The sequence below is a fragment of the Pseudoduganella guangdongensis genome (assembly GCF_009857475.1).
Taxonomy (GTDB): Bacteria; Pseudomonadota; Gammaproteobacteria; order Burkholderiales; family Burkholderiaceae_D; genus Rugamonas; species Rugamonas guangdongensis.
Window position 1 is genome coordinate 37,314 of sequence record NZ_WWCJ01000025.1, and the last position, 24,785, is coordinate 62,098.

25 protein-coding genes and 3 tRNA genes are annotated in these 24,785 nt (G+C 64.9%); 7 read left to right on the plus strand and 21 right to left on the minus strand.

The features are described 5' to 3' along the window. Positions 1-255 precede the first annotated feature (255 nt). The 11 genes from GTP41_RS23850 to GTP41_RS23900 form a co-directional block, all read right to left on the minus strand. A complete protein-coding gene (locus tag GTP41_RS23850; protein WP_161028090.1) occupies positions 256-1,668 on the minus strand; it encodes a glycosyltransferase family 2 protein in 1,413 nt (470 codons plus the stop codon). Continuing rightward, on the minus strand, positions 1,665-2,708 hold the full coding sequence (locus GTP41_RS23855; RefSeq protein WP_161028091.1) for a HEAT repeat domain-containing protein: 1,044 nt from the start codon (positions 2,706-2,708) through the stop codon (positions 1,665-1,667). Before GTP41_RS23855 ends, GTP41_RS23850 begins: the two co-directional genes overlap by 4 nt. Next, the gene (locus GTP41_RS23860; RefSeq protein ID WP_161028092.1) at positions 2,686-3,465 is read right to left on the minus strand and encodes a YaiO family outer membrane beta-barrel protein; all 780 of its coding nucleotides are present in this window, start codon (positions 3,463-3,465) and stop codon (positions 2,686-2,688) included. Before GTP41_RS23860 ends, GTP41_RS23855 begins: the two co-directional genes overlap by 23 nt. Continuing rightward, a complete protein-coding gene (locus GTP41_RS23865) occupies positions 3,462-3,845 on the minus strand; it encodes a response regulator transcription factor (RefSeq protein ID WP_161028093.1) in 384 nt (127 codons plus the stop codon). Before GTP41_RS23865 ends, GTP41_RS23860 begins: the two co-directional genes overlap by 4 nt. An 11-nt stretch (positions 3,846-3,856) precedes the next feature. Then, positions 3,857-4,087, minus strand: coding sequence for a hypothetical protein (locus tag GTP41_RS23870; RefSeq protein WP_161028094.1), 231 nt, complete (start codon positions 4,085-4,087; stop codon positions 3,857-3,859). Between the two features lie 52 nt (positions 4,088-4,139). Further along, entirely contained in the window at positions 4,140-5,036 is an 897-nt protein-coding gene (locus tag GTP41_RS23875; RefSeq protein WP_161028095.1) for a LysR family transcriptional regulator, read from the minus strand. 155 nt (positions 5,037-5,191) lie between these two features. Next, complete coding sequence (locus GTP41_RS23880; RefSeq protein WP_161028096.1) at positions 5,192-6,328, minus strand: alpha-hydroxy acid oxidase; 1,137 nt, start codon at positions 6,326-6,328, stop codon at positions 5,192-5,194. A gap of 142 nt (positions 6,329-6,470) precedes the next feature. Then, on the minus strand, positions 6,471-6,905 hold the full coding sequence (locus tag GTP41_RS23885; RefSeq protein ID WP_161028097.1) for a DUF3016 domain-containing protein: 435 nt from the start codon (positions 6,903-6,905) through the stop codon (positions 6,471-6,473). A 64-nt stretch (positions 6,906-6,969) separates the two neighbouring features. Beyond that, a tRNA-Arg gene (locus tag GTP41_RS23890) sits at positions 6,970-7,046 on the minus strand. A gap of 50 nt (positions 7,047-7,096) precedes the next feature. Further along, a tRNA-Arg gene (locus GTP41_RS23895) sits at positions 7,097-7,173 on the minus strand. 92 nt (positions 7,174-7,265) lie between these two features. Next, positions 7,266-7,342: transfer RNA gene (locus tag GTP41_RS23900), tRNA-Arg, on the minus strand. Positions 7,343-7,797: 455 nt separating this feature from the next. Between GTP41_RS23900 and GTP41_RS23905 the strand changes: the two genes are divergently transcribed. From GTP41_RS23905 to GTP41_RS23915, 3 genes are all read left to right on the plus strand, one after another. Beyond that, positions 7,798-8,580, plus strand: coding sequence for a response regulator (locus GTP41_RS23905; RefSeq protein WP_229503041.1), 783 nt, complete (start codon positions 7,798-7,800; stop codon positions 8,578-8,580). Between the two features lie 45 nt (positions 8,581-8,625). Further along, entirely contained in the window at positions 8,626-11,361 is a 2,736-nt protein-coding gene (locus GTP41_RS23910; RefSeq protein WP_161028099.1) for an ATP-binding protein, read from the plus strand. A 136-nt stretch (positions 11,362-11,497) separates the two neighbouring features. After that, complete coding sequence (locus GTP41_RS23915; RefSeq protein ID WP_161028100.1) at positions 11,498-12,520, plus strand: diguanylate cyclase domain-containing protein; 1,023 nt, start codon at positions 11,498-11,500, stop codon at positions 12,518-12,520. A 40-nt stretch (positions 12,521-12,560) separates the two neighbouring features. Here GTP41_RS23915 and GTP41_RS23920 read toward each other — a convergent pair whose 3' ends face one another. Next, positions 12,561-12,974, minus strand: coding sequence for a hypothetical protein (locus tag GTP41_RS23920; RefSeq protein WP_161028101.1), 414 nt, complete (start codon positions 12,972-12,974; stop codon positions 12,561-12,563). 133 nt (positions 12,975-13,107) lie between these two features. Between GTP41_RS23920 and GTP41_RS23925 the strand changes: the two genes are divergently transcribed. Next, positions 13,108-14,727: a response regulator gene (locus GTP41_RS23925; protein WP_161028102.1), complete on the plus strand. Its 1,620-nt coding sequence runs from the start codon at positions 13,108-13,110 to the stop codon at positions 14,725-14,727. Here GTP41_RS23925 and GTP41_RS23930 read toward each other — a convergent pair. Continuing rightward, positions 14,684-15,187 (minus strand): hemerythrin domain-containing protein, encoded by a 504-nt coding sequence (locus GTP41_RS23930; RefSeq protein WP_161028103.1) that lies wholly within the window; start codon positions 15,185-15,187, stop codon positions 14,684-14,686. The genes GTP41_RS23925 and GTP41_RS23930 overlap by 44 nt on opposite strands. A 114-nt stretch (positions 15,188-15,301) precedes the next feature. On the opposite strand from GTP41_RS23930, the gene GTP41_RS23935 reads away from it, so the two are divergent. Continuing rightward, positions 15,302-15,988 (plus strand): sensor histidine kinase, encoded by a 687-nt coding sequence (locus GTP41_RS23935; RefSeq protein WP_161028104.1) that lies wholly within the window; start codon positions 15,302-15,304, stop codon positions 15,986-15,988. Between the two features lie 4 nt (positions 15,989-15,992). Here GTP41_RS23935 and GTP41_RS23940 read toward each other — a convergent pair whose 3' ends face one another. The 6 genes from GTP41_RS23940 to GTP41_RS23965 all read right to left on the minus strand — a co-directional run bounded on the left by GTP41_RS23940 (position 15,993) and on the right by GTP41_RS23965 (position 20,628). Beyond that, positions 15,993-16,406, minus strand: a complete 414-nt coding sequence (locus GTP41_RS23940; RefSeq protein WP_161028105.1) for a DUF3592 domain-containing protein — start codon at positions 16,404-16,406, stop codon at positions 15,993-15,995. Continuing rightward, on the minus strand, positions 16,406-17,701 hold the full coding sequence (locus tag GTP41_RS23945) for an NAD(P)/FAD-dependent oxidoreductase (protein ID WP_161028106.1): 1,296 nt from the start codon (positions 17,699-17,701) through the stop codon (positions 16,406-16,408). Before GTP41_RS23945 ends, GTP41_RS23940 begins: the two co-directional genes overlap by 1 nt. Before the next feature lie 40 nt (positions 17,702-17,741). Next, entirely contained in the window at positions 17,742-18,182 is a 441-nt protein-coding gene (locus GTP41_RS23950) for a hypothetical protein (protein WP_161028107.1), read from the minus strand. 113 nt (positions 18,183-18,295) lie between these two features. Continuing rightward, entirely contained in the window at positions 18,296-19,870 is a 1,575-nt protein-coding gene (locus GTP41_RS23955) for a hypothetical protein (protein ID WP_371867392.1), read from the minus strand. Between the two features lie 51 nt (positions 19,871-19,921). After that, positions 19,922-20,095, minus strand: a complete 174-nt coding sequence (locus GTP41_RS23960) for a hypothetical protein (RefSeq protein ID WP_161028108.1) — start codon at positions 20,093-20,095, stop codon at positions 19,922-19,924. A 38-nt stretch (positions 20,096-20,133) separates the two neighbouring features. After that, complete coding sequence (locus GTP41_RS23965) at positions 20,134-20,628, minus strand: Lrp/AsnC ligand binding domain-containing protein (RefSeq protein ID WP_161028109.1); 495 nt, start codon at positions 20,626-20,628, stop codon at positions 20,134-20,136. A gap of 99 nt (positions 20,629-20,727) precedes the next feature. Here GTP41_RS23965 and GTP41_RS23970 point away from each other — a divergent pair, with 99 nt between their 5' ends. Next, entirely contained in the window at positions 20,728-22,017 is a 1,290-nt protein-coding gene (locus tag GTP41_RS23970; protein WP_161028110.1) for a D-amino acid dehydrogenase, read from the plus strand. A gap of 128 nt (positions 22,018-22,145) precedes the next feature. Further along, on the plus strand, positions 22,146-22,985 hold the full coding sequence (locus GTP41_RS23975) for an HDOD domain-containing protein (protein ID WP_161028111.1): 840 nt from the start codon (positions 22,146-22,148) through the stop codon (positions 22,983-22,985). A 6-nt stretch (positions 22,986-22,991) separates the two neighbouring features. On the opposite strand, the gene hmpA is transcribed toward GTP41_RS23975, so the two are convergent. Both hmpA and GTP41_RS23985 read right to left on the minus strand, forming a co-directional pair. Further along, positions 22,992-24,173, minus strand: coding sequence for an NO-inducible flavohemoprotein (gene hmpA, locus GTP41_RS23980; RefSeq protein ID WP_161028112.1), 1,182 nt, complete (start codon positions 24,171-24,173; stop codon positions 22,992-22,994). A 104-nt stretch (positions 24,174-24,277) separates the two neighbouring features. After that, complete coding sequence (locus GTP41_RS23985; RefSeq protein WP_161028113.1) at positions 24,278-24,736, minus strand: RrF2 family transcriptional regulator; 459 nt, start codon at positions 24,734-24,736, stop codon at positions 24,278-24,280. Between the last annotated feature and the right edge of the window lie 49 nt (positions 24,737-24,785).

A 24,785-nucleotide genomic window follows, 5' to 3' on the forward strand; every position in this document is an offset into this window, starting at 1 on the left:
AGGACTGCTTTAGTTTCGAACTCGAATCTATATACCAAGGAATTGCACCCGGAACAGGTTTTTCAGGAATTGCCGTTCGAGGGAAATTCAAATACTCGAATCGACAGTTTTCGGTTAAAGAGAGCGGGCGATCAAACCGATACAACGTTTGGACATGGTCAGATAAGTTCTGCCTTAAAGAACTAGGATTACTGTGAGGGGCAGCAACGGGGCGGAAGCGGCCGCCCCGCTGGAAAGTAATCTCAGAGTGTGCGCTTAAAGATCGCGCTGCCAGGTCGCCTTGCGCGTCATTACGCCCCATTTGGCTTCACCGCCGCGCGCCCATTTGTACAGGCCGATCAGGCGCCACCAGCTGTTCAACTGGCGGTAGCCGAAATTCTCGACTACCACCACCGCCGCCAGCGTCAGCAACTGGCTGGCGCGCGGGTAGAGGTGGAAGGAAATCTCCTCCAGCAGCAAGCCGAAGGCCGACAGCAGGATGCCCAGGCCAATCGCCACAAACAGGAAGATGGCGAACGATTCCCACGATACCCAGCCCTGCCACCAGGCCACGGTCATAAAGGCGTAGCCGAACAGCTCCACCACCGGCCCCAGCCACTCGAACAGGATGAAGAACGGCAAAGCCACCCAGCCCACCACGCCGCCGTGGCGACTGAATACCAGCCCCCAGTTGGCGGCGATGGTCTCGGACAGGCCGCGCTGCCAGCGGATGCGCTGGTTGCGCAGCACCTTGCGGTCTTCCGGCGCCTCGGTCCAGCACACCGGGTCGGGCACGAATTCGATCTTGTAGGGGATGCCGCGCGAGCGCAGCTTGCGGTGCATGCGCACCACCAGTTCCATGTCTTCGCCGATCGCCTTCGGGTTGTAGCCGCCCACCGCCACCACGGTATCCTTGCGGAACAGGCCGAAGGCGCCGGAGATGATCAGCATGCCGTTGATGACCGACCAGCCAAGGCGCCCGAACATGAAAGCGCGCAGGTATTCCACCACCTGGAACAGCGCCCACGGGTTGCGCGGCATGCCGACCCGCGTCAGGAAGCCGCCGCGCACCTCGCAGCCGTTGGCAATGCGCACCGTGCCGCCGCTGGCCACCATCAGCGGGTCGCGCAGGAAGGGCCGCACCAGGCGCTGCAGGCTGTCGCGCTGCAGGATCGAATCGGCATCGACGCAGCAGAACAGCGGATAGCGGGCGGCGTTGACGCCGGCATTGGTGGAGTCGGCCTTGCCGCCGTTGACCTTGTCCACCACGCGCAGATTAGGGAAGCGCGTGGAGCGGTAAATGGCGCGCACCGGCTTGGTCTCAAGCTGGATGCGGTAAGCCTCGGGGAAAGGCACCAGTGCGAATTCATCGATCAGCACTTGCAGGGTGCGGTCGCTGGAGCCGTCGTTGATGACGATGACTTCCATCTCGGAGTACGAGAGTTGCAGCATGGAGCGCACCGAGGTGGCGATGGTCGCTTCTTCGTTGAAGGCCGGCACCAGGATGCTGATCGGCGGTTCCAGCGCCGAATACACCTGCGGCAGGTCGTCCAGCACCGCCTCCTGCGAGCGGCGGCGCAAGGCGAACATGGCGAGGAAGTTCAGCATCAGGTAGCCGCCGTTCAGCAGCACGAAATACACCAGCACGCAGATCGTGACGACCTGCACCAGCTGTGGATCGGGCGTCATGCAACCTCCGCTTCGGCCTGGGCGATCATGTCGGCGGCGTAGCGGTCGCCGGCATTGCGTAGTTCATTCAATTCATCCTCCGACAAGAATGGCAGCGCCAGCAGGGCCTGGGCGGCGCGGTAGCGCACCCACCACTGCGGGTCGGACAGCATGGCGCGCAGGCGCGCCACATCGTCGCGGTTGCCCAGCTCGCCCAGCGCGCGCACGGCCTGCACGCGGATGCGCCAGTCTTCGCTGCCCGCGTGGCCGCGCACATCTTCCAGCACGCCGGGCGCGCGCGCCAGGCGCAGCGCGGCCAGCACCACTTCCGCTTCGCCGCTGCCCAGGTAGCCGCGCAGCTGCAGCAGCGGCAGGTCCATGCGCAGCGCCGCCATCAGGCGCAGTGCTTGCGGCAGTTCGTCCTGCGCCAGCCGCACCAGCGCGTCGGCCAGCACCGGCTGCCATTCGGCGCGCGCGTTCTGCAGGATATTGGCCAGTTGCGACAGCGGCCAGTCTTCGCGCCGCAGCAACAGTGGCGCCAGCTCCTGCGCCGCGCGCGCGGCGTCGGTTTGCACCAGTGCCCACAGGGCGTGCACCGACAAGGCGCTGTCTTCGGCATGCGCGGCGCGCGCCAGCGCGGCCCACGATTCCTTGTCGCGCATGTGGCCCAGGGCCAGGATCGCCAGCAGGCGTTCGGCGCGGTTGCCGCGCACGAGCAGCGTGCGCACCATGCGGTCGCAGCCCAGGCGGCGGGCGATGGCATTCAGTCCTTCACTGGCCTCGCCGCGCACGGCCTGCTGCAAGTGCAGCCACAGTTTGATGAACAGGAGATTGTCGCGCGGCGCCAGGTCCGGCAGGTTGCCGATCGTTTCGCCGGCAATGGAGGCATTCAGCAAGGGGCGCCATTTCAACGTCAGCAGCTGCTCGCGCCGCTGCTGCCGGCGCATGGAGAGGCGCAGCCAGATGATCTGCAGGCCGACCACGAGGGTCAGCCCAAAGGCGCCGACCCCGGTCCAGAAAGCCAGCAGCAGGTAGATGTCAGTAGGTGGCCTGTAATCCAAGGTTGATCCCGTTGCGCGTGTAGAAATCGCCCTGGCGGGTATGGCCCAGTGCATAAGTGACGGCCCAGCGCTGGTCCAGCCAGTGGCGCCCGGTCAATGCGGCCGAACGCACGCTGCCCAGGCGCGTCACGCCGCCGATATTGGCCGCTTCCTTACCGGCTGCCAGCGACAGGCCGACCGCACTGCGCTCGCCGTAATAATAGTTGGCGCGCAGTTCGCCGCTGTGCGCGGTGGCGCCAAGGGCGCGTGCGGCGCGCCAGGCGCCGGCAAAACTGTAGTTGCCGACATAGCGTTCCAGCATCAGCAGGCTCTGGTTGACGTGGGCGTCGTTGTAGCTGCTGCTGCGGCCGCCGCCGTGCACCAGCCAGCCCTTGGCGAATTCGTATTGCAAGGTGGCGCCCAGCGCGTGCCGTGCCAGGATCTGGTGGTCGCCGCTGGCCGTGCCGTCGATGGAGGCGGTCAGCCGCTCCGACAGCGGCAAATCGGCGTTGGCGCTGAACTGGGTTTCGTGGATGCCGAAGCGCTCGATGCGCGTGGCGCCCAGGCCGAAGCCGGAGCGCGGCGCCAGTTGGTGGCGCAGGGTCAGCGCGGTTTCGTGCCAGTCGGCGCGCGGGCCGGTCAGCTTGTCGATGCCGTGGCTGATGCCGACCGTGGTCTCGGCGGCGCGCGCCGGCGCGGCGCCGGCCAAAAGTGCCAATGCGGCCAAGGCGGACAGCGCGGCAGGCCCCGCCACAACGCCGGGATTGGCGCACTTCATGCCTGCTCCTTCAGGTGGCGGCGCACGCGCGCCAGCAGCTCATTGGGCTGGAATGGCTTGACCACGTAATCGTTGGCGCCCGCGTCGAGCGCGCGCACGATGTCTTTTTCGGTGTGTTTGGCGGTCAGCATGACAATCGGCACGTCCTGCCAACCGTCGCGGGCGCGGATGATGCGAACCACCTCGAAGCCGTCAAGGTATGGGAGCATTACATCCAGCAGCACCAGCGACGGCGGGGTGCTGCTGCCCTCGACAGCCTGGCGCGCGGCCAGCCCGTCGCCGGCAAGCGTGGTTTGATAGCCTTGCCGTTGCAGGATAAAAGTCAGGATTTGGCCAATATGTTCGTCGTCTTCAATAATCAGGATCGAGGTATCGGTCATATGTCTCAGGTCTATTGCGCGTCAAATTCAGCGGCGGCCTTGGCCGACCACAGCGCCTCATTATAGGTCGCAAACGGAATATCGTAGCGCTCAATCGAGCCGTCCTCGCCGATGAAACAAGTCCACCATCCCGCCGGGTCGGGCACCAGGGCAATGTCGCGCGGTTTGCAGTGTTCTTGCAAGTCGTCGCCCGCCTCCAGGGTGACGATGCGGGTCTTCCGATGCCGGATCAGGGTGGCCATGGCGCATTCTCCTGTTGGTTGATGCAACCATTGTAATGCAGGCCGCGCGCGCTCAGCCTGCTCCCAGGCGTTGGCGCAGAAAGTCGATAAACAGCCGGGTACGCGCCGGCAAATGGCGTGTTTCCGTCAGTGCGTGCACCAGGATTGGCTCCATTTGCCAGTCCGGCAGGACGCGCTGCAAACGCCCGGCCTGCACTTCCTGGCTAGCCAGGAGCGGGTCCAGTGCCGAGACGCACAGGCCATTGGCCGCAAACGACATGCTGAGCGCCGCGCTATTGGTGGCGTAGCGCGCGTGAGCCGCGACTTCCACCGCCTCCCCGTCACGGTATAGCGTGCGCCACAGGTCGGGCAGGCGGCTGGCGAAGGAGCGCCCGCACAAGGTATGCCGCACCAGGTCGCAAGCATGCTCCAAGGGCGGCATCCGTCGCAGGTACTCGGGCGAGGCATAGAGGAAGCGCGGCATATTGACGATGCGCCGCACCACCAGCGTGGACGGCGCGGTGGGCGCCTGTCCCATGCGGATCGCCAGGTCGAACGGCTCCGACTGCAAGTCCACGGTGCGCGAGGAAATGTCGAACTCCATCTTGATGTCGGGGTACATGTCGGCGAATTCGCCCAGTACCGGCGCCAGGTAGCCCATGCCGAAACTCGAAGTCATGGACACGCGCAGGATGCCGGCCGGCTTTTCCGACCAGTCGAGCAAAGCTTCGTGGGCGCTCAGCGCCTCCTCCACAATGCCCTGGCAGCGCTTGAAATACGCTTCGCCCGCTTCGGTCAGCTCGACCTTGCGGGTGGAACGGTGCAGCAGGCGCAGGCCGATGGCCTTTTCCAGTTCGGCGATATTGCGCGACAGCGTCGAATTCGACATGTCCAGCGCCTCGGCGGCGGCGCGGAAGCTCTTGCGCTTGGCCACCTCGACGAACAGGCGCATATGGTGCAGTACATCCATTCATTGCTCCATTTTTGGGATACTCAATCCAATTATAAGCATTTATCCCAGGAATGAATCAGCTCACAATGCGTCTACTTCAACCTTTGGCAGAAAGGAAACGCAAATGGATAACTTTGTAGAAGAACTGTGCAAGCTTCTGGCCGGCCTGGTATTCAGGGCAGGAGGATCTCCCGGCTGACGTGCTGGATATCGCGCTTGCCGCAAAAGGCCATCGTGATATCCAGTTCGTTGCGGATAATCTCGAGGCAGCGCGTCACGCCCGCCTCGCCCAGCGCCCCCAGTCCGTACAGGAAGGGGCGCCCGATATACACGCCGCGCGCGCCCAGCGCCACGGCGCGCAGCACATCCTGGCCGGAGCGCACGCCGCCGTCCATATGGATTTCGATGTCTTTGCCGGCCGCCTCCACAATGCCGGGCAGCGCGGCGATGGAAGATGGCGCGCCATCCAGTTGCCGGCCGCCGTGGTTGGACACGATCAGCGCGTCGGCGCCCGAGTTCGCGGCCAGGCGTGCATCCTCGGCATCCATGATGCCCTTGATAATCAACTTGCCGCCCCAGCGCTGCTTGATCCACTCCACATCGTTCCACGACAGGCCGGGATCGAACTGCTGGCTGGTCCAGGAAGACAGCGAAGACATGTCGGACACCGATTTCGCATGCCCGACGATATTGCCAAAGCTGCGGCGCCGCGTGCCCAGCATGCCCAGGCACCAGCGCGGCTTGCTAGCCATGTTGAGCAGATTGGCCAGGGTCAGGCGCGGCGGCGCCGACAGGCCGTTGCGCAAATCCTTGTGGCGCTGGCCCAGCACCTGCAAATCCAGCGTCAGCACCAGCGCCGAGCAGCGCGCCGCCCTGGCGCGTTCGATCAGGCGCTCGATGAAATCGCGGTCTTTCATCACGTAGAGCTGGAACCAGAAGGGTTTGCTGGTGTGCGCCGCCACATCCTCGATCGAGCAGATACTCATGGTCGAGAGCGTAAAGGGGATGCCGAATTTCTCCGCCGCGCGGGCCGCCAGGATTTCGCCGTCGGCGTGCTGCATGCCGGTCAGGCCGGTGGGCGCGATCGCCACCGGCATCGACACTTCCTGCCCCGCCATGGTGCTGCGCAAGGAGCGGTTGTTCATATCCACCGCCACGCGCTGGCGGAATTTCAGCTTGCCGAAGTCTTCCTCGTTGGCGCGGTAGGTGGATTCGGTCCAGGAGCCGGAGTCGGCGTAGTCATAGAACATGCGCGGTACGCGGCGCTTGGCCAGCAGGCGCAGGTCTTCGATGCAAGTGATGAGTGTCATTCCTGCATATTAACGCAGGAATTGCACCACGGCAGCGATATGGGTTGCGTTGACCATGGTTTGAACGGTGATGATGCCTAGCGCTGCGCGATGTCGGCTTTGCTGGCCATTTCATGACGAAGCTGGGCGAACTTGAGACAGGTCAGCGGCGGGGCTGGATGTCCTTGTAGAACCAGTCGTCCAGCATCTGCTTCTCGTGGCTGTACATGTCGCTGCCGTAGCGGTTCACAGTCATCAGGTAGCTGGGATTGGACAGGTGGCGTTCGCCGCTGCCGAGCACGCGGCCATCCTGCTCGATGCTGTAGCGCAGGTGCAGGCGCGGCCAGTCGGCCTGGCCTTTCAGCACGCGGATATCGCGCACCGCCACGCGCGGGAATTCGTCGCCCGCCAGGTCGATATCGAGGAAATCGACCTTCAGCGCCTGCCCGGCCGGCAGTTTGGCGGCCAACTGGTCCAAATGCTCGCGGAACTGGTACTCCATGTTCTCGCGGTCGCGGAAATTGTGCGGTACATCGGTCATCTTGCCGGGATCGGCAAAAGTCACGGTGGCGGCGGTGGCAAGGATCAAGGTCAGCATGGCTAAAGTATAGCGCCGCCAAAGGAAAAAGGGTCCAGACCTTCCGGTATGGACCCTTTTAATTTGGTGCGGCTGGCAGGAATCGAACCCACGACCCCTTGGTTCGTAGCCAAGTACTCTATCCAGCTGAGCTACAGCCGCAAAACTTACTTCAACCACCGCCCGACGGCGATGGGGACCTACTGAAATTCTGGTGCGGCTGGCAGGAATCGAACCCACGACCCCTTGGTTCGTAGCCAAGTACTCTATCCAGCTGAGCTACAGCCGCAAAAACTTCATTATAACAGTCAGTTATGAAAACCCACAACTTCCTGCTTAACCCCTCGCTCGACAGCGTGGGGCACAACACTTACTAAATTCTGGTGCGGCTGGCAGGAATCGAACCCACGACCCCTTGGTTCGTAGCCAAGTACTCTATCCAGCTGAGCTACAGCCGCTTAAACAGCGAAGCAGGATTATATCGCATGAATTTCGTTTTGGAAAGCTTACTTACTGCTTAACTTTCCGTGCCGAAACCGGCGTTTCCCACTCTTTACTGCTCCCATTCACACAGTTCACCGTGCAAAGGAGGCAGAATTATAAGGGCGTGTTTTGCGCTTGTCCAGTCCCGCGAAACAGTTTTCATTCATTGCTTTCTCGACATTATTACTTCATTCATGAAACGCATTTCTCTCATCATGAATGAAAATTGGATTTTGATGCCGCAAAGCAGCATCATTACTCCTGTCTCCTCTATTCTCCTCCAAGGAAATAGAATTCGGGCCCGCCAATCGCGGGCCTTTTTTTTGCCCAAAAAATGGGGACGTACCCCATTTTCCAATTTTCTGTGTACGATTGCCCCAATTGGCAAACAGGCATTGGCATCGATATGGCGCATACCGCAGGCGAAAGCATGGCAACCCAAGACTGGTCGCGCAGCGAACTCGGTCCGCCAGAGGACTGGCCGCCCGCCCTGCGCCTCACGCTTGACATCATGCTCAACACGCCGCTGCCCATGCTCCTGATGTGGGGGCGCCAGCAAGTCATGCTCTACAACCAGGCCTACGCCATCAGCGCCGGTTCGGCCAGCGCCAGCCCGCCGGGCGGCGCCATCCCGGTGGTGCCGCCCGCCCCCTGGAGCTGGAACCCGCAGGCGATTGAACAATGCTGGGCCGGGCAAAGCCTGGTGTTCCCGCGCCAGGCGCTCAAGCTGTGGCGCGACGGCCGGGTACTCGAAACCAATTTCGACCTGCATTACACGCCGGTGCGCGATGCCGGCGGCGCGGTGGCCGGCATCCTGTGCGCGCTGGCGCCGGCCAGCGCGCCGGCCGTGCCCGCCGCCAGCGCGGGGCGGCTGCGTATCCTGGTGGTGGAGGATAACCAGGACGCCCAATACCTGGTCTGTGAAATGCTGCGCGCCTTCGGCCATGAGGTGAGCGCCGTCGCCAACGGCGAGGCGGCGCTGGAACTGCTGGCGGGCGCGCCCTTCGACGTCCTGTTCAGCGATGTCAGCCTGCCCGGCATGAGCGGCGTGGAACTGGCGCGCGTGGCGCTGCAGCGCCAGCCGCGCCTGCGCATCGTGTTTGCCTCCGGCTACAGCGCATCGCTGACCAGCCACCTGGACTTCCCGGCGGTCTCGATGCAAAAGCCCTACGATATCGAGCAGCTGCAGCAGGTGCTGCACAACCTGGGATAGCAACGGTGCGTCGCTGCACGGGAGGCTTGGCTACAATTATGAGTTATGAGTCCCGATCCCCGCACGCATAACGTACTGGATAGTATGGGTGACGGCTTCGCCGTCATCGCCAGGGATTGGACCGTCCAGTACCTCAACCCGCGCGCCGCCGAACTGCTGCTGCCCTCCCCCGCCGATCCGCGCGGCCTGTCCTTATGGTCCGCCTTCCCGGCCCTGGCCGGCGACGCCGTGGAAGCCCCGCTGCGGCGCACGCTGGAGCAAGGCTTGCCGGCCACCTGCGAAATTTTCTACCTGCGCAGCCAGCGCTGGATCGAAGTGCGGGCCTGGCCCTCGCCCCTCGGCATGACCTGCCTGCTGCTCGACATCCACCAGCGCAAGCTGCACGAGCGCGGCATGCGTGAAAGCACCAACCGCCTGCAAGTGGCGCTGTCGGCCGGCCGCCTGGGCGACTGGGAATGGGATGCGCGCAGCGGCCAGGTGCGCCTGGGGCGGCGCGCCGCCGAAATCTTTGAGCTGCCGGCCGAAATCCCGATCACCTGGCCGGTGCTGCGCGAACGTATCGCCGCCGACGACCTGGCCACGGTGGAAGCGGCCTTTGTCGACGCCAGCGCCGCGCGGCGCGACTTCCACACCGAATGCCGCATCGTGCAGCGCGACGGGCGCCGCTGCTGGCTGTCCATCGTTGGCCATGGCGATTTCAGCGGCGACGGCCAGCTGCGCGGCATTATCGGCATGGTGCAGGACATCAGCGCGCGCAAGAGCGCCGAGGACGCGCTGCGCAACAGCGAGGAGGAACTGCGCACGCTGGCCAACAGCATCCCGCAACTGGCCTGGATCGCCCACGCCGACGGCGCCATGATGTGGTACAACGAGCGCTGGCAGGCGTACACCGGCATGAGCAGCGAGGACATGCTGGCCGGGCGCTGGGACGAACTGATCCCGCCCGATGTGCTGCCGGCCGTGCTGGCGCGCTGGCAGGAATCGGTGCTCAGCGGCCGGCCCTTTGAAATGGAATACCCGATCCGCGCGCGCGACGGCCATTTCCGCTGGTTCCTGACGCGCGCCAACCCCATGCGCGACGCGCGCGGCAACCTGCTGCGCTGGTTCGGCACTGCCACCGACGTCGACCAGGTCAAGCGCGTGCAGGAGCAGTTGCGCGACGAAACCACCATCCTGGAACTGTTGAACAGCACCGGCAGCAGCTTGGTGCAGCAGCGCGAGCTGCCGGCCCTGCTGCAGGAAGTGACCGACGCCGCCACCCGCATTTCCGGCGCCCGTTTCGGCGCCTTCTTCTACCATGGCGCGCTGGCCGACGGCCGGCGCCAGGCCATGCACACCCTGTCCGGCACGCCGCCCGCCGATTTCGAGCGCCTGCCGCACCCGCAAGTACGCAGCGGCCTGGCCGTGCCGGTGCTGGCGCGCGCTGGCGAGGTGGTGGGCACGCTCTTTTTCGGCCACCCCGAAGCGCACATGTTCAACGAGCGCACCGAACGCATCGTGGGCGGCATCGCGGCCCAGGCCGGCATTGCGATCGACAATGCGCGCATGGTCGCCGCCGCCCAGCGCGCCGCCGAGGAACGCGAGGTGCTGCTCGACCGCGAACGCTTGGCGCGCACCGAGGCCGAGCGCAGCAGCCAGATGAAGGACGAATTCCTGGCCACCCTGTCGCACGAGCTGCGCACGCCGCTGACGGCGATCCTGGGCTGGTCGCAGGTGCTGCGGCGCGGCAACCGCAGCCCGGAGGAACAGCTGCGCGGGCTGGAGACCATCGAACGCAATGCGCGCGCCCAGGCCCAGCTGATCGAAGACTTGCTGGACATGGGCCGCATCACTTCGGGCAAGGTATTGCTCGACATGAAACTGCTGCAGCCGGTCGTGGTGGTCGATGCCGCGCTGGACGCGGTGCGCCCGGCGGCGGAGGCCAAGGGCATCCGCCTGGAGCGCGACTTTGCCGCCACCGGCCACGTGGCGGCCGACGCCAACCGCTTGCAGCAAGTGGTGTGGAACCTGCTGAGCAACGCGCTCAAGTTCACCCCGCGCGGCGGCACCGTGCGCACCACCATCCGCGCCCAGGAAGGGCATGCCGTGATCACGGTGAGCGACAGCGGCATCGGCATCCGCCCCGAATTCCTGCCGCACGTGTTCGAGCGCTTCCGCCAGGGCGACTCGTCCACCACGCGCCGCCATGGCGGCCTGGGGCTGGGCCTGTCCATCGTCAAGCACCTGGTCGAGCAGCATGGCGGCACGGTGGCAGCCGCCAGCGAGGGCGAAGGCGCCGGCGCCAGCTTCAGCGTGCGCCTGCCGCTGGCCAGCGGCGACCCGCGCCCGCAGCGCCTGCACGCGCCGCCGCGCAGCGAGCAGATTCCCCTGCCGGATATGGGCTTGCGCGACCTGGGCGGGCTGAAGGTGTTGCTGGTGGACGACGAGGCCGACGCGCGCGAGCTGATTGGCCGCATCCTGCGCGATTGCAATTGCGCGGTGCAGACCGCCGGCAACGCGGCCGAAGCCCTGGCCCTGGCGCGCGCCGGGCGCTACGAACTGTTGCTAAGTGACATCGGCATGCCCGAGGTGGACGGCTTTGAACTGCTGGCGCGTATCCGCGCCCTGGGGCCGGCGCGCGGCGGCTGCATGCCGGCCATCGCCCTGACCGCCTTCGCCCGCCCGGAAGACCGGCTGCGCGCGCTGGAGAACGGCTTCCTCGACCATGTGCCGAAACCGGTGGAACCTTCCGAATTGCTAGCGACTATTGCGCGCGTGGCCGTGGCCAGCCAGAGCAGCTGAGGCCTACCGCCACACGGGAAAATGTCCTACAAGAAACTTGCGAAAACTTTGCTAGACTAGTTAACAACCAGTGCGGACCCGTGCGCCATGGCAAACTGTTCCAAGTTACACTAGTTCCTTAGTTCCCGAGACCGCGATGCCCAACCCTGATGAGATCCTGAACGCCAAGATCCTGGTAGTTGACGATTGCGCTGACAACATTGACCTGATGTTGGAGATCCTGCGCGATGCCGGTTACACCAATGTCACGGCCACCATGCTGCCGGAGCAGGTTTGCCCCCTGCATCGCCAGCATTGCTACGACCTCATCCTGCTCGACCTGCAAATGCCCGAGCTGAACGGCTTCCAGGTCATGAAGGGCCTGAAGGAAATCGAGCAGGAAGGCTATCTGCCGGTGCTGGCCCTGACCGCCCAGCCCAGCTTCAAGATCGCGGCGCTGGAAGCCGGCGCGCGCGACTTCATCAGCAAGCCCTTCGATTTACTGGAGGTGCACAAGCGCATCCACAATATGCTGGAGGTGCGCTTGCTCTACAAGGAATTGGCGTCCTACAGCAAACAGCAGCAGGAACTGGCGCTGCACGACCCGCTGACCGGCCTGCCCAACCGCCGCCTGCTGGAAGACCGCATCGCCACCGCGGTGCAGCACGCCGCGCGCCAGCAGCGCCGCACGGCCGTGATGTACCTGGACCTGGACGGCTTCAAGGCCATCAACGATACCCACGGCCACGCTTACGGCGATGAAATCCTGAAACAGGTGGCGCAACGCCTGGTCAACTCCTCGCGCAAGGAAGACACGGTGGCGCGCATCGGCGGCGATGAGTTCGTGATTGTCATGGGGGATGTGGACGCCCTGCGCGATGCCCAGGAACCGGCCACCAAACTGATCGAGGTGGTGGCCCAGCCCTACCACGTGAACGGCCTGGTGTTGCAGCTGTCGACCAGCCTCGGCATCGCCCTCTATCCGGACGACGCGACCACGGTCGACAACCTGATGCATGTAGCCGATGCCGCCTTGTACGAAGCCAAACGCACCGGCAAGAACCGCTACTGCGTGGCCTCGGGCTGCGCGGCGGCAGCGTCCGCGGCACCGGTACCGGCGGCGGCGCCTGGCGCCGTGCCCAGCGCAGCGGTGGCGGCAGCACGGGCCGCCGCCATCTGAGCCGGCCTGGGCCGGGGCCCCGGCCCCCAAGCGCCGGGCCTCAGGTGGTTTCCGCCTCGCGGCCGATTTCCGTTGACTGCTCCACTTTGCCGGCGTGCTGGTGATCCTGCTGCGCATCGACCTTTTCCGGCGCCACTTCAATGCGGGTGATGCCGGCATCCACCGAAATCGGATCGCTGGCCGGGAAGGTCATTTCCACGGCGTCATCCAGCAACTCCTCCTTGGCTTTTTCCGCCGGCGCCAGCTGTTCCTCGTCGGCCAGGATGGCAATGGCGCAGGCCCAGCGCACGAACTTGAGCTGCGCCAGGTCACGCACGCTCTGCACCCCGAACGCCGCCTGCAGCACCTTGGCATCCTTGCCGCTCACGCCGCGCAAGGCGCTGACGGGCGCCTCGGCCAGATCGCGGAAGCTCTTGCCCACATACTGCTTGTCAACGATGGTGTCGATATTCATGGTAGCTCCTTCATTGGACGAGATTTCACTATGGCAGCACCCGGCGCGCCTGACTGTGCGCAGGCGTACACACGACGCGTCCGATTGAAGCTGTTCTTTTGACAGTGTAAAAGGGCAACGCTATGATCGGCGGGTGGACAAGCCCAAGATCCTCGTCGTCAACGACGACGCCAACAGCCTGTTTGCGCTGACCAACCTGCTCGGGCAGTGGGCGGCGCAGGAAGGCTATGAGGTGGTCGCCGCGCGTTCCGGCGAGGACGCCCTGCGCGAGGTGCTGATGCACGACTTTGCCGTCATCCTGCTGGACGTGAACATGCCCGGCATGGACGGCTTTGAAACGGCGGAAGCCATCCACCAGCGCCCGCGCTCGGCCGACATCCCGATCATTTTCATCACCGCCTTCGTGGCCGACGAGCTGGACCGGCTGAAAGCCTACCAGCGCGGCGCGGTCGATTTCCTGTTCACCCCGGTGATCCCGCAAATGCTGTACGCCAAGATCAGCGTCTTCGTCGCCCTGGCCACCAAGAACGAGGAATTGCGGCGCCAGGCGCGCCAGCTCAGCCAGCGCACCACCGACCTGATCGCCAGCAACCAGCGCCTGCTGCGCGAGATTGAGGAACGCAAGACCGCCGAGCGGGCCAGCCACGCCAAGGACGAATTCCTGGCCATGCTGGGGCACGAGCTGCGCAACCCCCTCTCGGCCATCAGCAGCGCCGCCTCCCTGATCGGCCTGCCGGGCGTGCCGGCCGACAGCGTGGGCCACGCCAAGAAGATCATCCAGCGCCAGAGCCGCCACCTGGGCCGCATCGTGGACGACCTGCTGGACCTGAGCCGCGCCATGTCGGGCAAGATCCTGCTCAACCGCGCGCCGCTCGACCTGGCCGCCTTGCTCAACACTGCGCTGGAAACCTTCCACGCCACCGGGCGCCTGGCCGATTACGACCTGCGGGCCGACATCGCGCCGTGCTGGGTGCACGGCGACGCGACGCGCCTGGAGCAGGTGTTCTGCAACCTGCTGGACAACGCCCTCAAGTACACGGCGCCCGGCGGGCGCATTGAAGTGATCTGCGACGTCGACGATGACGAGCTAACGCTCAGCATCCACGACAGCGGCGTCGGCATTCCGGCCGAACTGCTGCCGCAGGTGTTCGATGTGTTCGTCCAGGGCACCAGCACGCTGGACCGTGCGCAAGGCGGCTTGGGGATCGGCCTGGCCCTGGTGCGGCGCCTGGTGGAACTGCACGGCGGCACGGTGTTGGCGGACAGCGCCGGCCCCGGCGAAGGCAGTACCTTTACCGTCCACCTCCCGTGCATTGAGCATGTCAACGAATCGAAGGTGCCCCTCATGGAAACAAGCGAACAGTCCAAACCCGCCGTGCTGCTGGTCGAGGACAACGACGATGGCCGCGAAATGATGGCCATGATGCTGAGCTGCTACGGCTACCCGGTGCAGCACGCGGCCGACGGCTTCCAGGGCTTGGCCACGGCGGCGGCGGCGCGGCCCGATATCGCCCTGGTCGACATCGGCCTGCCCGGCATCGACGGCTACGAGGTGGCGCGCCGCATGCGCGCCAACCCCGACACCCACCACATCAAGCTGATCGCGCTCACCGGCTACGGCCTGGCCGACGACCAGCGGCGCGTGATGGACGCCGGCTTCGACATGCACCTGGTGAAACCGGTCGACGTCGACCAGCTGCTGCGCGCCATCACCGAGTGCCTGGCCAGTTCGCCGGCGGCTGTCCGGACGTAAGCCCCGCCATGCGCGGCGGCACGAATTCGATTTCATCCTTGCGCGCCTCGATCTCGCGCGCCATGCCCTGCAAGTCCAGGCCGGCCTGGCGCGCTTTGGGGAACATCTCGCCCTCTTCCTCCTTGACGTGGTGCTCGATGTATTCGCCCAGCACCTTGACCTTGGCGTCGAACAGGTCGTCGTGCGGGTCCATTTCGCTGATCTGGGCGATCAGGTCCTTGGCGGTGGAGTGCTCGACCGTGGCCTCGTCCACCAGGTCTTCCGCCTCCTTGCTGGCGGCGCGCATGGCCGGGTAGAAGATTTCCTCCTCGGCCGTGGCGTGCTTGCTCAGCTCCAGGCAGATCTTGTCGGCCAGCTTCTTCTTGCCGGTGAAGGCGCGCTCGCCCAGCTCCTCGAACTCCTTGAACATGGCTTTGACGTTGGCGTGGTCCTGTTTAAGCAATGCAATGGCGTCTTTCATTTCCGTCTCCTCGTTGTGAGCTGCCAGCTTGGCAGCCGCACTGCTGACTGTATGTGCGCCACCACACACCATCCTCATGTATGATCGGGGCAATAAACATGGACTACCAAACATATGTCTGCCACCACGGACGCTGCTGAGCTCAGGGAGCTGCTGGGTTACATCAACAATTGCTGGGACGACGAGCGGCGCGCCTTGTCGCGCCAGATGCACGACAGCCTGGGCTCCTCGTTGACGGCGCTCACCATGCACCTGGGTTTGCTGACCTCCAAACTGCCGCAGGAACCGGCCCTGCTCGAGCGCGCGGCGCAGATGAAGAACCTGCTGCACACCGTCATCGAAACCAACCGCGCCATGCAGCACAAGCTGTGGAACGACAAGCTCGAATTCCTCGGCGTGCGGGTGGCCCTGGGCGAGCTGGTGACGCAGTTTGCTGCGGAGCAGCACATCAAGGCCAGCTGCAGCCTGCCCGAGGACGAGCCGGCCTGCCCGCGCGGGCACCGCGTGGTGCTGCTGCGCGCGGCGGAAGAAGGCTTGCGCAACGTTACCGCCCACGCCCGCGCCAGCACAGTGGATGTGATTATGGATGACATGGACGACAGCATCGTGCTGATGGTGAAGGATGATGGCGCCGGCCCCGGCAGCGGCGCCGCCGACGCCGCATGGCAGGGTTGCCACGGCCTGCGCCTGGTGCGCGAGCGCGCCCTATTCCTCGGCGGCAGCCTGACGCTGGCCGCCAATGGCAGCCAGGGCAGCGTGCTGACCGTGACCCTGCCCAAGCCGCCGATTCCGGCGCCCTGAACCGCTAGTTTTTGCTGCCGCGCCGCAGCGCCATCAAGGCCGACAAGGGCAGCGCCAGCGCCCCCAGGCCGAACCACAGCCACTCGGGAACATAAAAGCCATGCTCGGCCTCATAGGCTGCCGCCGGCGCCAGCGCACGGTGCAGCGCCGGATGTGCCGGGTTGTAATACACCGGCACAGCATCGCCCACGCGGCGCGCCTGGCAGCCAGCGGGATCGTTGGACATGCCGCGCCTGAGCTTGCCGTCCAGCGTGAACTCATACCACCAGCGGCCATTCTGGCGGCACTCCAGCATGGCGACCCGGCCGGCGGCCACGGCATGCTGGCGCGCCAGCTGCGCCACATCCTGGGCGCGGTTGTAGCACCCGCCCAGCAGCCAAGCCGCCGCCAGCACGGCAGCCAGTCCAGCGCCGCGCATCAATGCAGCTTGACCAGCGGCGTGGCCCGTTTCACGAGGAAGCGCGCCAGCGCCAGCACACCGGTGCGTATCGTGCCCAGCACCGCCTGGTGGTGCAGCAAGTGCAGGCTGACATACATCATGCGCGCCAAGAAGCCCTCGACGAACCAGCTGAAGCCGCGCAGCGAGCCCATCAGGCTGCCGACCGAGGTCGACTGGCCGAACGACACCAGCGAGCCATAGTCGCGGTAGGCGTAGGGCTTGTCCTGCGGCGCCTTGCCGCGCGCCTCGCGCAGGAAGGTCTCCAGCAGGTAATCGGCCTGCTGGTGCGCCGCCTGGGCGCGCGGCGGCACCGGCTTGCCATCCGCGCCCAGGCACAGCGCGCAATCGCCCAGCGCATACACGCCCGGCACGCCCTTCACCTGCAGCGCGCCCGTCACCTCCAGCTGGCCGCCCTTGGCCACCGGCAGGCCCAGCGTGGCGAGGAAGGCCGGCGCCTTGATGCCCGCCGCCCACACCACGATGTCCGAAGGATAGCTGTGCGCGCCCACGCTGACATGGTCGGCCGCGATCGCCGTCACGCGGCAATCGGTCACCACATTGATGCCGCGCTGGTCCAGCAGCTTGAGCGCGGCGGACGACACCCGTTCCGGCAAGGGCGCCAGGATGCGCGGCGCCCCTTCCAGCAGGGTGATGCGCACGTCGCGCACCGGGTCCAGGTGGCCGAAGCCGTAGGCGGTGTACACGCCGCTGGCCTCGCGCAGCTCGGCCGCCAGCTCGACGCCGGTGGCGCCGCCGCCGATGATGACCACATCCACGCCGGCCGCGCCCTCCTGCCCCTTCTGCAAAGCGGCCTTGGTCAGCAGCTTGAGCAGGGTCAGGCGGAAACGTTCCGCGTCTTCCGTCGCATTGAGGGAAATGGTATGTTCGGCCGCGCCCGGCACGCCGAAATAGTTGGAAGTGCTGCCGACCGCCATCACCAGCGCGTCGTAGCCGATGCTGCGTTCCGGCAGGACGGCTTCGCCGGCCTCGCTGGCAATCGCCGCCACGGTCAGTTGCCGGGCGGCCGCATCGAGCGCCGTCATGGCGCCGTACACATAGGTAAAACCGTTGTCATGCGCCAGCATCTGGTAGGACAGGCCCTCCTGGTGAATGTCCAGGGTGCCCGCCGCCACCTCGTGCAGCGAAGGCTTCCAGATATGGTAAAGCCGGCTATCCACCAGCATCACCTGTTGCGGGCCCAGTTTCCGGCCCAGTTTGCACGCCAGCTCAAGGCCGCCGGCGCCACCGCCCACGATCACATATTTGCTTCGCAAACAGCTCTCCTAAAGTCGGCGGCGATCCCGGCCGCCCCGGTCAGTCTTTGTGCTTGCCATGGCCATGGCCATGGCCCTTGTCCTTATCCTTATGCTTGCCATGGCCGCGCTCATCGTCGCGGCGGTCATAATCGCGGCCGCCGCGATGTTCTTCGCGATAGCGCGGCGCATATTCGTTGGTGTACCACTCGTCGCGCACGAAGTAGACATTGCGCGAGCACGCGTTGTACTTGTGGCAATGCTTACCCCATTTCTTGGCATGGCCTGGCGGCACCCGCAGGTACATCGGTTCGGCGATGATGCGCGCCGGACGCTGGATGATCACCGGCTGCGGATACAGCACCGGCGGCGGCGCCATATTGCCCAGGTCGATGCGGCCGTAGAAGCCTGGCTGGCCGATGGTGACGGAAACCCCCACATCGGTGGCAAAGGCGGAAGTGCTGAGCGCCAGCATGGCGGCGGCTAAGAGCTGGGTCTTCATAATTGTGATTATATAAGTAGTTGAAAAAGCGCGTTGCGCACTGGCCATTGTATCAAGGCAAGTTCCAGCCGCTACGTGCGCCAGCGAACATAGCTATTTGAAAGCAACACTTTTCAGGCGTGCGCGCCGAGCGCCGTGCGCAGCTCGCCAATGGCGCGGTTGGCCTGGGCGATCACTTTGTCGGCAATGCGCTTGCGCACCGCCTGCACCCGGCCGGCCGCCTCCGCCTCCAGCATCAGCGGCGTCAGCAGCTGCGTGGCCGACTCGTGGAAGCTGGCCGCCATCCGGTCCAGCTGGCGGCTGAAGGCCGCCTGCACTTCCTGCAGGCGCTTGCGCAATTCCTCTTCGAAGGCGCGGCGGCGGTCCTGGATTTCCGAGCGTTTGCGGCGGCCGGCATCGGCAAACCACTTGAAGGCGCCCGCCAGCAGCACGGCGCCGCCGACAAAGGGCGCTGCCGGCGCCACCACCGGCAGCACCACGGCCACCCCGAACAGGTAGGCCGCCGTACCGGTACTGGCGGCGGCCACGGCGCTGCCCATCAGGGTGATATTGGCGGCAGTATCCACGCCCTGCGCCAGGCGGGTGCCGACCCGCATGCGCGGCATCAGGCGTGCCAGGGTGGCGTGGTGCTGGCGTTCGAACACGGTGGACTGGGTCAGGCGGATATCGGACTGGAACAGCGACAAGTCGTGCTGCAGCAAATCCAGCACCTCCTCCTTGCGCTGCACCACGCGGTCCAGGCGCGACTCCATCTCCTTGCCGAACTGGGCGCCGCTGGCCTGCTCGCGCGCGTCCGGATTGGCGGCCAGGGCCAGTTCGATGGCGTTGCCGGCATCGTGCACGGCGTCCTCGATATCCTGGTGCAGCACACGCCGTTCGTAGGCGATGCGGGCATCGACCAGGGCCAGGCGCTGCTGCACCTGGTGGCGCAGCTGCTGCGCCGTGGCCAGCAGGCTGGCGGCATTGGCCTCGCAGGCCGAGGTGGCGCTTTCATGCTCGCGGTAGCTCTCGATGCCCTGGCAAATGGTCGCCACGCTGCGCTCCACGGCATCCCGCAGTTCCTGCTGGCTCATCAGGCCGCCGTGGTAGCCGCGCGCGAGATTGAGCAGCTCGGCATGGCCCGTGCTGCGGCCAAAGTCCGCCACCGAGTCAGCCAGTCCCCGGCCCTTGACCAGCAGGCGCGCCTGGTTGCCCAGGTTGCTCAGCAAGCGGCGCTCGGCCTCGGGCGGCAAGCCGAACAATTGTTCCGCGCTGAGTTTGATCTGCAGCGCCTTGGCCACCTTCTGCGCCAGCGGGCGCGCCGCCGTGCCTTGCAAGACCAGAAGCGGCTTCATCAGGTTGAAGGCGCTGTGCCGCGCATGCTCGGCGACGGTCGGGCTGGAGCGGCCCAGCGCGTGCAGCGCCCAGTCGACGGTGATGTCGCACTCGATGGCGTTCAGCATGAGGGCGGTGAAGACGGCGGACGCGCGGCCATCGCCCGCCAGGTCGGTCACGGCGGCGAATTGAGCCAGCGACATATTGCCGTCGGTGCGGGCGATGGCGCCCACGGTGCGCGCCAGGGCGGAAGTGAAACTCTGGTCGGTGGAGAGGTGTTCATCGAGGCAGCGCAGCAAAACCGCGTGCTCGGGGACAGCCGGCGCCGGGGCGGCTGGTGGGGTGACGCTGGCGGCTCCATAAGTGCTTTGCACAAATACTCCGTTCGCTCAGTCCAGGCTAATGGCATTCTAGACCATGCGTCGTCAGCACCCAAACAGTTTCAGCAGCCCCGCCGTCGCCCCAACAATGACCGTGGTCTGGAACAGCATCCAGCGAAAAGTCTCCGCCCTCTGCTTCGCCATTGCCAGTTCAAACTTGTGCTCGGAATCATGCAAGTCGGACATATGTGCTACCGGATCGGGTTTGTTCGAGGACATGGTACGCTCCTTGGGTAGAAAGCGTCATTGTCCCGCGCCTACTGTGCGGGCTCCGTGGCCAAAATCAAAGTTTCCTTGATTTCCTCCATGACGACATAGGACTTGGACTGCGCCGCGCCGGGCAGGTTCAACAGCATATCGCCCAGCAGCTTGCGGTACTCCGCCATCTCATGGATGCGCGCCTTGATCAGGTAATCGAAATCGCCCGACACCAGGTGGCATTCCTGCACCTCCGGAATGCGCAGCACCTCGCGCCGGAACTGTTCGAAATGGCTGGCCGATTTCTGGTTCAGCGTGATCTCCACGAACACCAGCAAGCTCGCCCCCAGCGCACGCGGATTCAGGCGTGCGTGGTAGCCGGAAATCACGCCGTCGCGCTCCATGCGCTTGACCCGCTCGATGGTGGGCGTGATCGACAAGCCCACCTGCTCGCTCAAGTCCTTCATGGCAATGCGCGCATCCTCCTGCAGGATGCGCAGTATCTTCCGATCAATCTTGTCCAGCTGCCGGACCGATTCCTTTTGGATTCGCATGATTTTTTACTGTTTCGACGGGCTTATATAGTAACAAATACTAGGTAAAACTACTTATCATAGCAAAATAATCCGCAACAAATATTCCGGAGGCAATCCATGCGCGTAGTTATCCTTGGCAGCGGCGTGATCGGCGTCACCAGTGCTTATTACCTGGCCCAAGCCGGCCACGACGTCACCGTCCTCGACCGCCAACCCGGCCCTGCCCTGGAAACCAGTTTCGCCAACGCCGGCCAGATTTCGCCCGGCTACGCCTCGCCATGGGCCGCCCCCGGGATCCCGCTGAAAGCCATGAAATGGATGCTGCAGCGCCACGCGCCGCTCTCCATCACCCCTGACGGCACCACCTTCCAGCTCAAATGGATGTGGCAAATGCTGCGCAACTGCAATGCCGAATCCTACGCGATCAACAAGGAACGCATGGTGCGCCTGGCCGAGTACAGCCGCGACTGTTTTAAAGTGCTGCGCGCCGCCACCGGCATCGAATACGAAGGCCGCCAGAAAGGTACCACCCAGCTGTTCCGCACCCAGGCCCAGCTCGACGGCGCCGCCAAGGATATCGAAGTGCTCAAAGAAACCGGCGTGCCGTACGAGCTGCTGACCGGCGCCGACCTGATCAAGGCCGAACCGGGCCTGGCCGCCTCCCAACACAAACTGGTGGGCGGCCTGCGCCTGCCGAACGACGAAACCGGCGACTGCCAGCTGTTTACCACCCGCCTGGAAGCCATGGCCCGGGAGCTGGGCGTGAAATTCCGCTACGGCGTCGCGATCGACCAACTGGTGATGGAAGGCGACAAGGTCAAAGGCGTGCAATGCGGCGCCGAGCTGGTGCAAGCCGACTCCTTCGTGGTTGCCCTGGGCGCCTACTCGACCCCGTTCCTGAAAGAACTGTTCGAGATCCCGGTCTACCCGCTGAAAGGCTACTCGATCACGGTGCCGATCGTCGACGGCGACAAAGCCCCGACCTCCACCATCCTGGACGAGACTTACAAGATTGCGGTGACCCGCTTCGACGACCGCATCCGCGTCGGCGGCATGGCCGAGATCGCCGGCTACAACACCGCGCTCAACCCGCGCCGCCGCGAGACGCTGGAAATGGTGGTCAACGACCTGTTCCCCGGCGCCGGCAACAGTGCCGAAGCCACCTTCTGGACCGGCCTGCGCCCGATGACCCCGGATGGCACGCCCGTGGTCGGCCGCACCGCCATCCGCAACCTGTTCACCAACACCGGCCACGGCACGCTGGGCTGGACGATGAGCTGCGGCTCCGCCCAGCTGCTGGCCGACATCATGTCCGCCAAACGCCCCGCCATCTTCGCCGACGACCTCTGCGCCGCCCGCTACAGCCGCGAGAGCGCCCCCCGCCAGCCGCAACTGGCCGGCGCTTGATCAATTCGGGGTCAGGTCTGACAATCGGACAATCTATGCGCTTCGCGCATAGATTGTCCGATTGTCAGACCTGACCCCGAATTTTGTCCATTTGGCAGTAAGGGCCTTGGGGCCGTATAATTTTCCACATGAATAAACTGGAAGCCTTCGGACACGTCGCTGCGCTGGCGATCCGGGGAGACCTCGTGTTTCCTACCAGCGTCAACGCCGCCTTGCGGGTCCAACTCGCGCTGGATGATCCGGACTGCCCGATGGAGGATGCGATCAAGCTGGTGCTGGCGGAGCCGCAACTGGCTGCGCGCACCGTCGCCCTCTCGAACTCAGCCATGTTCAACCGCACCGGCGGGCCGGATGTCACCAATGTGCGCAACGCGATCATGCGCGTGGGCTACCACAACCTGTACGCGCTGGCGGCGGCCATGGTGGTGCGTGCCTTCGGCAGCAAGATCGTCGATCCCGACTTGCGTGCCAAGGCGGAACAACTGTGGCAGCACACCGTCCACGTGGCTTGCCTGGCGCGCATCATCGCGCGCGAAGTCACCGGGGTGAATCCGGACACGGCGCTGTTCGCCGCCATCGTGCATGAGGTGGGCGGCTTCTACCTGCTGTCGCGCGCGGATGAATTCCCGGGCTTGCTGGAACCCGATCCGGAAAACTGGCAAACCGCTAGCGAGGAAATCATCACGCGCGAAGTGGTGAAGAAGCTCGGCATCCCGCAGGAGGTGGCCGAGGCCATCGAGAGCCTGCGCGGCGGCATGCTGCAAATCCCGCCCGAGACCCTGCTTGACACCCTGCTGCTGGCGAATCACTTCTCGCCCGTGCGCTCGCCGCTGGCGGCCGCCGAGGAAGATGAGGGCCCGCACGAGGATTCCGTGATGGACCTGTTCATCGATAACGACAAGCGCCTGCGCATGCTGCAAGAGGCGGAGGCCGATGTCTCCGCCATGAATGCCGCGCTGCTGGTTTAATCCCGCTTAATCCAGGGCCTTGGCCGGGCCGAAGAATTCGTAGTAGGTCTGGCCTTCCGGCACGCCCAGTTCGCGCAGGCTGCGTTTCACCGCCTGCATGAACGGCACCGGGCCGAGGAAGTAGGCGTCCACGTCGCGCGACTGCGGCAACCATTCCCCTAATTGCTCTTTGCCCAGCAGGCCCACGGCGTCCGCTGCGGGTTGGTCTGCGCGCTCTTCGGCGTAGATGTAGTGGCGCTTGAGCTGCGGGTGGCGTTGCGCCAGGCGGTCGATATGGTCGCGGAAGGCGTGCACGCCGGCGTGGCGGGCGGCGTGGATGAAGCGGATCTCGCGCCCCGTCTCCAGCGCCTTGTCCAGCATGGCCAGGGTCGGGGTGATGCCGACACCGCCGGAAATCAGCACGATCGGGCGGCTGCCTTCGGCCAGGGTGAACGCGCCCGATGGCGGGAACAGTTCCAGCGTGTCGCCCACCTGCACTTGCCCGTGCAGGAAGCCGGATACCTTGCCGCCGTCTTCGCGCTTGACGCTGACCTGGTAGGTCTGGCCGTTCGGCGCGGCCGACAGCGAATACTGGCGGCGCTGCTCTTCGCCATCCACCACCAGGCGCACGCCGATGTACTGGCCGGGCGCGAAGTCCATGACCGACTGGCCGTCGGCGGGACGGAATACGAAGGTGGTGATCTCGTCGCTCTCCACGCGTTTTTCGGCGACCAGGAAGGGGCGCGCGCCGCTCCAGCCGCCCGGCGTTGCCGCGGCGGCCTGGTAGGCCTGGCCTTCGGCGCCGATCAGGATATCGGCCAGCTGGCCGTAGGCCGCGCCCCACGCTTGCAGCACCGCGTCGGTGGCGGTGGCGGCGCCCAGCACTTCGCGGATCGCTTTCAGCAGGCTGGCGCCCACCATCTGGTAGTGCTCCGGCTGGATCTGCAAGGCCACGTGCTTGTTGACGATGGCGGCGGCCAGCGGGCCCAGGGCTTCCAGGCGTTCGATATTCTTGGCGTACATCAGGATGCCGTTGGCCAGGGCGCGCTGCTGCTCGCCGCTATGCTGGTGGGCCTGGTTGAAGAAGGGTTTGACCTGCGGAAAATCGGTGAACAGGACCTGGTAGAAGTGGCGGGTCAGTGCTTCGCCGCCCTGCTCCAGGATAGGCACGGTGGCGGTGACGATGGCGCGGTGTTCTGCAGACAGCATGGGTACGGCTCCTCATGGGTTAAACATGCATCCATCATACATGTTTAAAAGCGGCGCCGTCAATAAAGATATATCTGAAATACCTAATTAAATCGCCAGCGGCGTCAAGCTTGCTTTTTCGGCATCTGCAGGATGACCGGCTGGGCGCCGCCCTTGCCCTTCGGGCCGGGCAGGATATCGGCCAGCGTCATCCCGTCCAGCACGTGCAGGAAGGCGTCGGTGGCCTCGCCCAGCTTGCGTTTCAAGGCGCAGTCGCGCAGGAAGGCGCAACTGCCGCTATCGGCGCCAAAACATTCGGCGATATGGAAATCGGATTCGCTGTCGCGCACCACGTCGCCGATGTTGATGTCTTCCGGCTCGCGGTTCAGGCGCAGGCCGCCGTGCCGCCCGCGCACGGTTTCCACCAGGCCGCTGGCGCCCAGCTGGTGGATCACCTTGGTCAGGTGGTTTTTCGAGATGTCGTGCAGGTCGGCGATTTCCTGGATGGTGACCAGTTTGTCGCGGTTCATGCCCAGGTACATCAGCGAGCGCAGTGTGTAATCGGTAAAAGATGTCAGTCTCATGATCCAGGTCGCCTAAACAAGCATTTCGAATATTGCTTTACCCTAAGCG

Excerpts from the sequence above, each read along its gene's own strand:
- GTP41_RS23850 (WP_161028090.1), bottom strand. The coding sequence starts at position 1,668 with ATGACGCCCGATCCACAGCTGGTGCAGGTCGTCACGATCTGCGTGCTG.
- GTP41_RS23965 (WP_161028109.1), bottom strand. The coding sequence starts at position 20,628 with ATGCGAATCCAAAAGGAATCGGTCCGGCAGCTGGACAAGATTGATCGG.
- GTP41_RS23860 (WP_161028092.1), bottom strand. The coding sequence starts at position 3,465 with ATGAAGTGCGCCAATCCCGGCGTTGTGGCGGGGCCTGCCGCGCTGTCC.
- GTP41_RS23920 (WP_161028101.1), bottom strand. The coding sequence starts at position 12,974 with ATGAATATCGACACCATCGTTGACAAGCAGTATGTGGGCAAGAGCTTC.
- GTP41_RS23905 (WP_229503041.1), top strand. The coding sequence starts at position 7,798 with ATGGCAACCCAAGACTGGTCGCGCAGCGAACTCGGTCCGCCAGAGGAC.
- GTP41_RS23975 (WP_161028111.1), top strand. The coding sequence starts at position 22,146 with ATGAATAAACTGGAAGCCTTCGGACACGTCGCTGCGCTGGCGATCCGG.
- GTP41_RS23865 (WP_161028093.1), bottom strand. The coding sequence starts at position 3,845 with ATGACCGATACCTCGATCCTGATTATTGAAGACGACGAACATATTGGC.
- GTP41_RS23950 (WP_161028107.1), bottom strand. The coding sequence starts at position 18,182 with ATGAAGACCCAGCTCTTAGCCGCCGCCATGCTGGCGCTCAGCACTTCC.
- GTP41_RS23930 (WP_161028103.1), bottom strand. The coding sequence starts at position 15,187 with ATGAAAGACGCCATTGCATTGCTTAAACAGGACCACGCCAACGTCAAA.
- GTP41_RS23870 (WP_161028094.1), bottom strand. The coding sequence starts at position 4,087 with ATGGCCACCCTGATCCGGCATCGGAAGACCCGCATCGTCACCCTGGAG.
- GTP41_RS23875 (WP_161028095.1), bottom strand. The coding sequence starts at position 5,036 with ATGGATGTACTGCACCATATGCGCCTGTTCGTCGAGGTGGCCAAGCGC.
- GTP41_RS23960 (WP_161028108.1), bottom strand. The coding sequence starts at position 20,095 with ATGTCCTCGAACAAACCCGATCCGGTAGCACATATGTCCGACTTGCAT.
- GTP41_RS23885 (WP_161028097.1), bottom strand. The coding sequence starts at position 6,905 with ATGCTGACCTTGATCCTTGCCACCGCCGCCACCGTGACTTTTGCCGAT.
- GTP41_RS23910 (WP_161028099.1), top strand. The coding sequence starts at position 8,626 with ATGAGTCCCGATCCCCGCACGCATAACGTACTGGATAGTATGGGTGAC.
- GTP41_RS23880 (WP_161028096.1), bottom strand. The coding sequence starts at position 6,328 with ATGACACTCATCACTTGCATCGAAGACCTGCGCCTGCTGGCCAAGCGC.
- GTP41_RS23985 (WP_161028113.1), bottom strand. The coding sequence starts at position 24,736 with ATGAGACTGACATCTTTTACCGATTACACACTGCGCTCGCTGATGTAC.
- GTP41_RS23915 (WP_161028100.1), top strand. The coding sequence starts at position 11,498 with ATGCCCAACCCTGATGAGATCCTGAACGCCAAGATCCTGGTAGTTGAC.
- GTP41_RS23970 (WP_161028110.1), top strand. The coding sequence starts at position 20,728 with ATGCGCGTAGTTATCCTTGGCAGCGGCGTGATCGGCGTCACCAGTGCT.
- hmpA (WP_161028112.1), bottom strand. The coding sequence starts at position 24,173 with ATGCTGTCTGCAGAACACCGCGCCATCGTCACCGCCACCGTGCCTATC.
- GTP41_RS23940 (WP_161028105.1), bottom strand. The coding sequence starts at position 16,406 with ATGCGCGGCGCTGGACTGGCTGCCGTGCTGGCGGCGGCTTGGCTGCTG.
- GTP41_RS23935 (WP_161028104.1), top strand. The coding sequence starts at position 15,302 with ATGTCTGCCACCACGGACGCTGCTGAGCTCAGGGAGCTGCTGGGTTAC.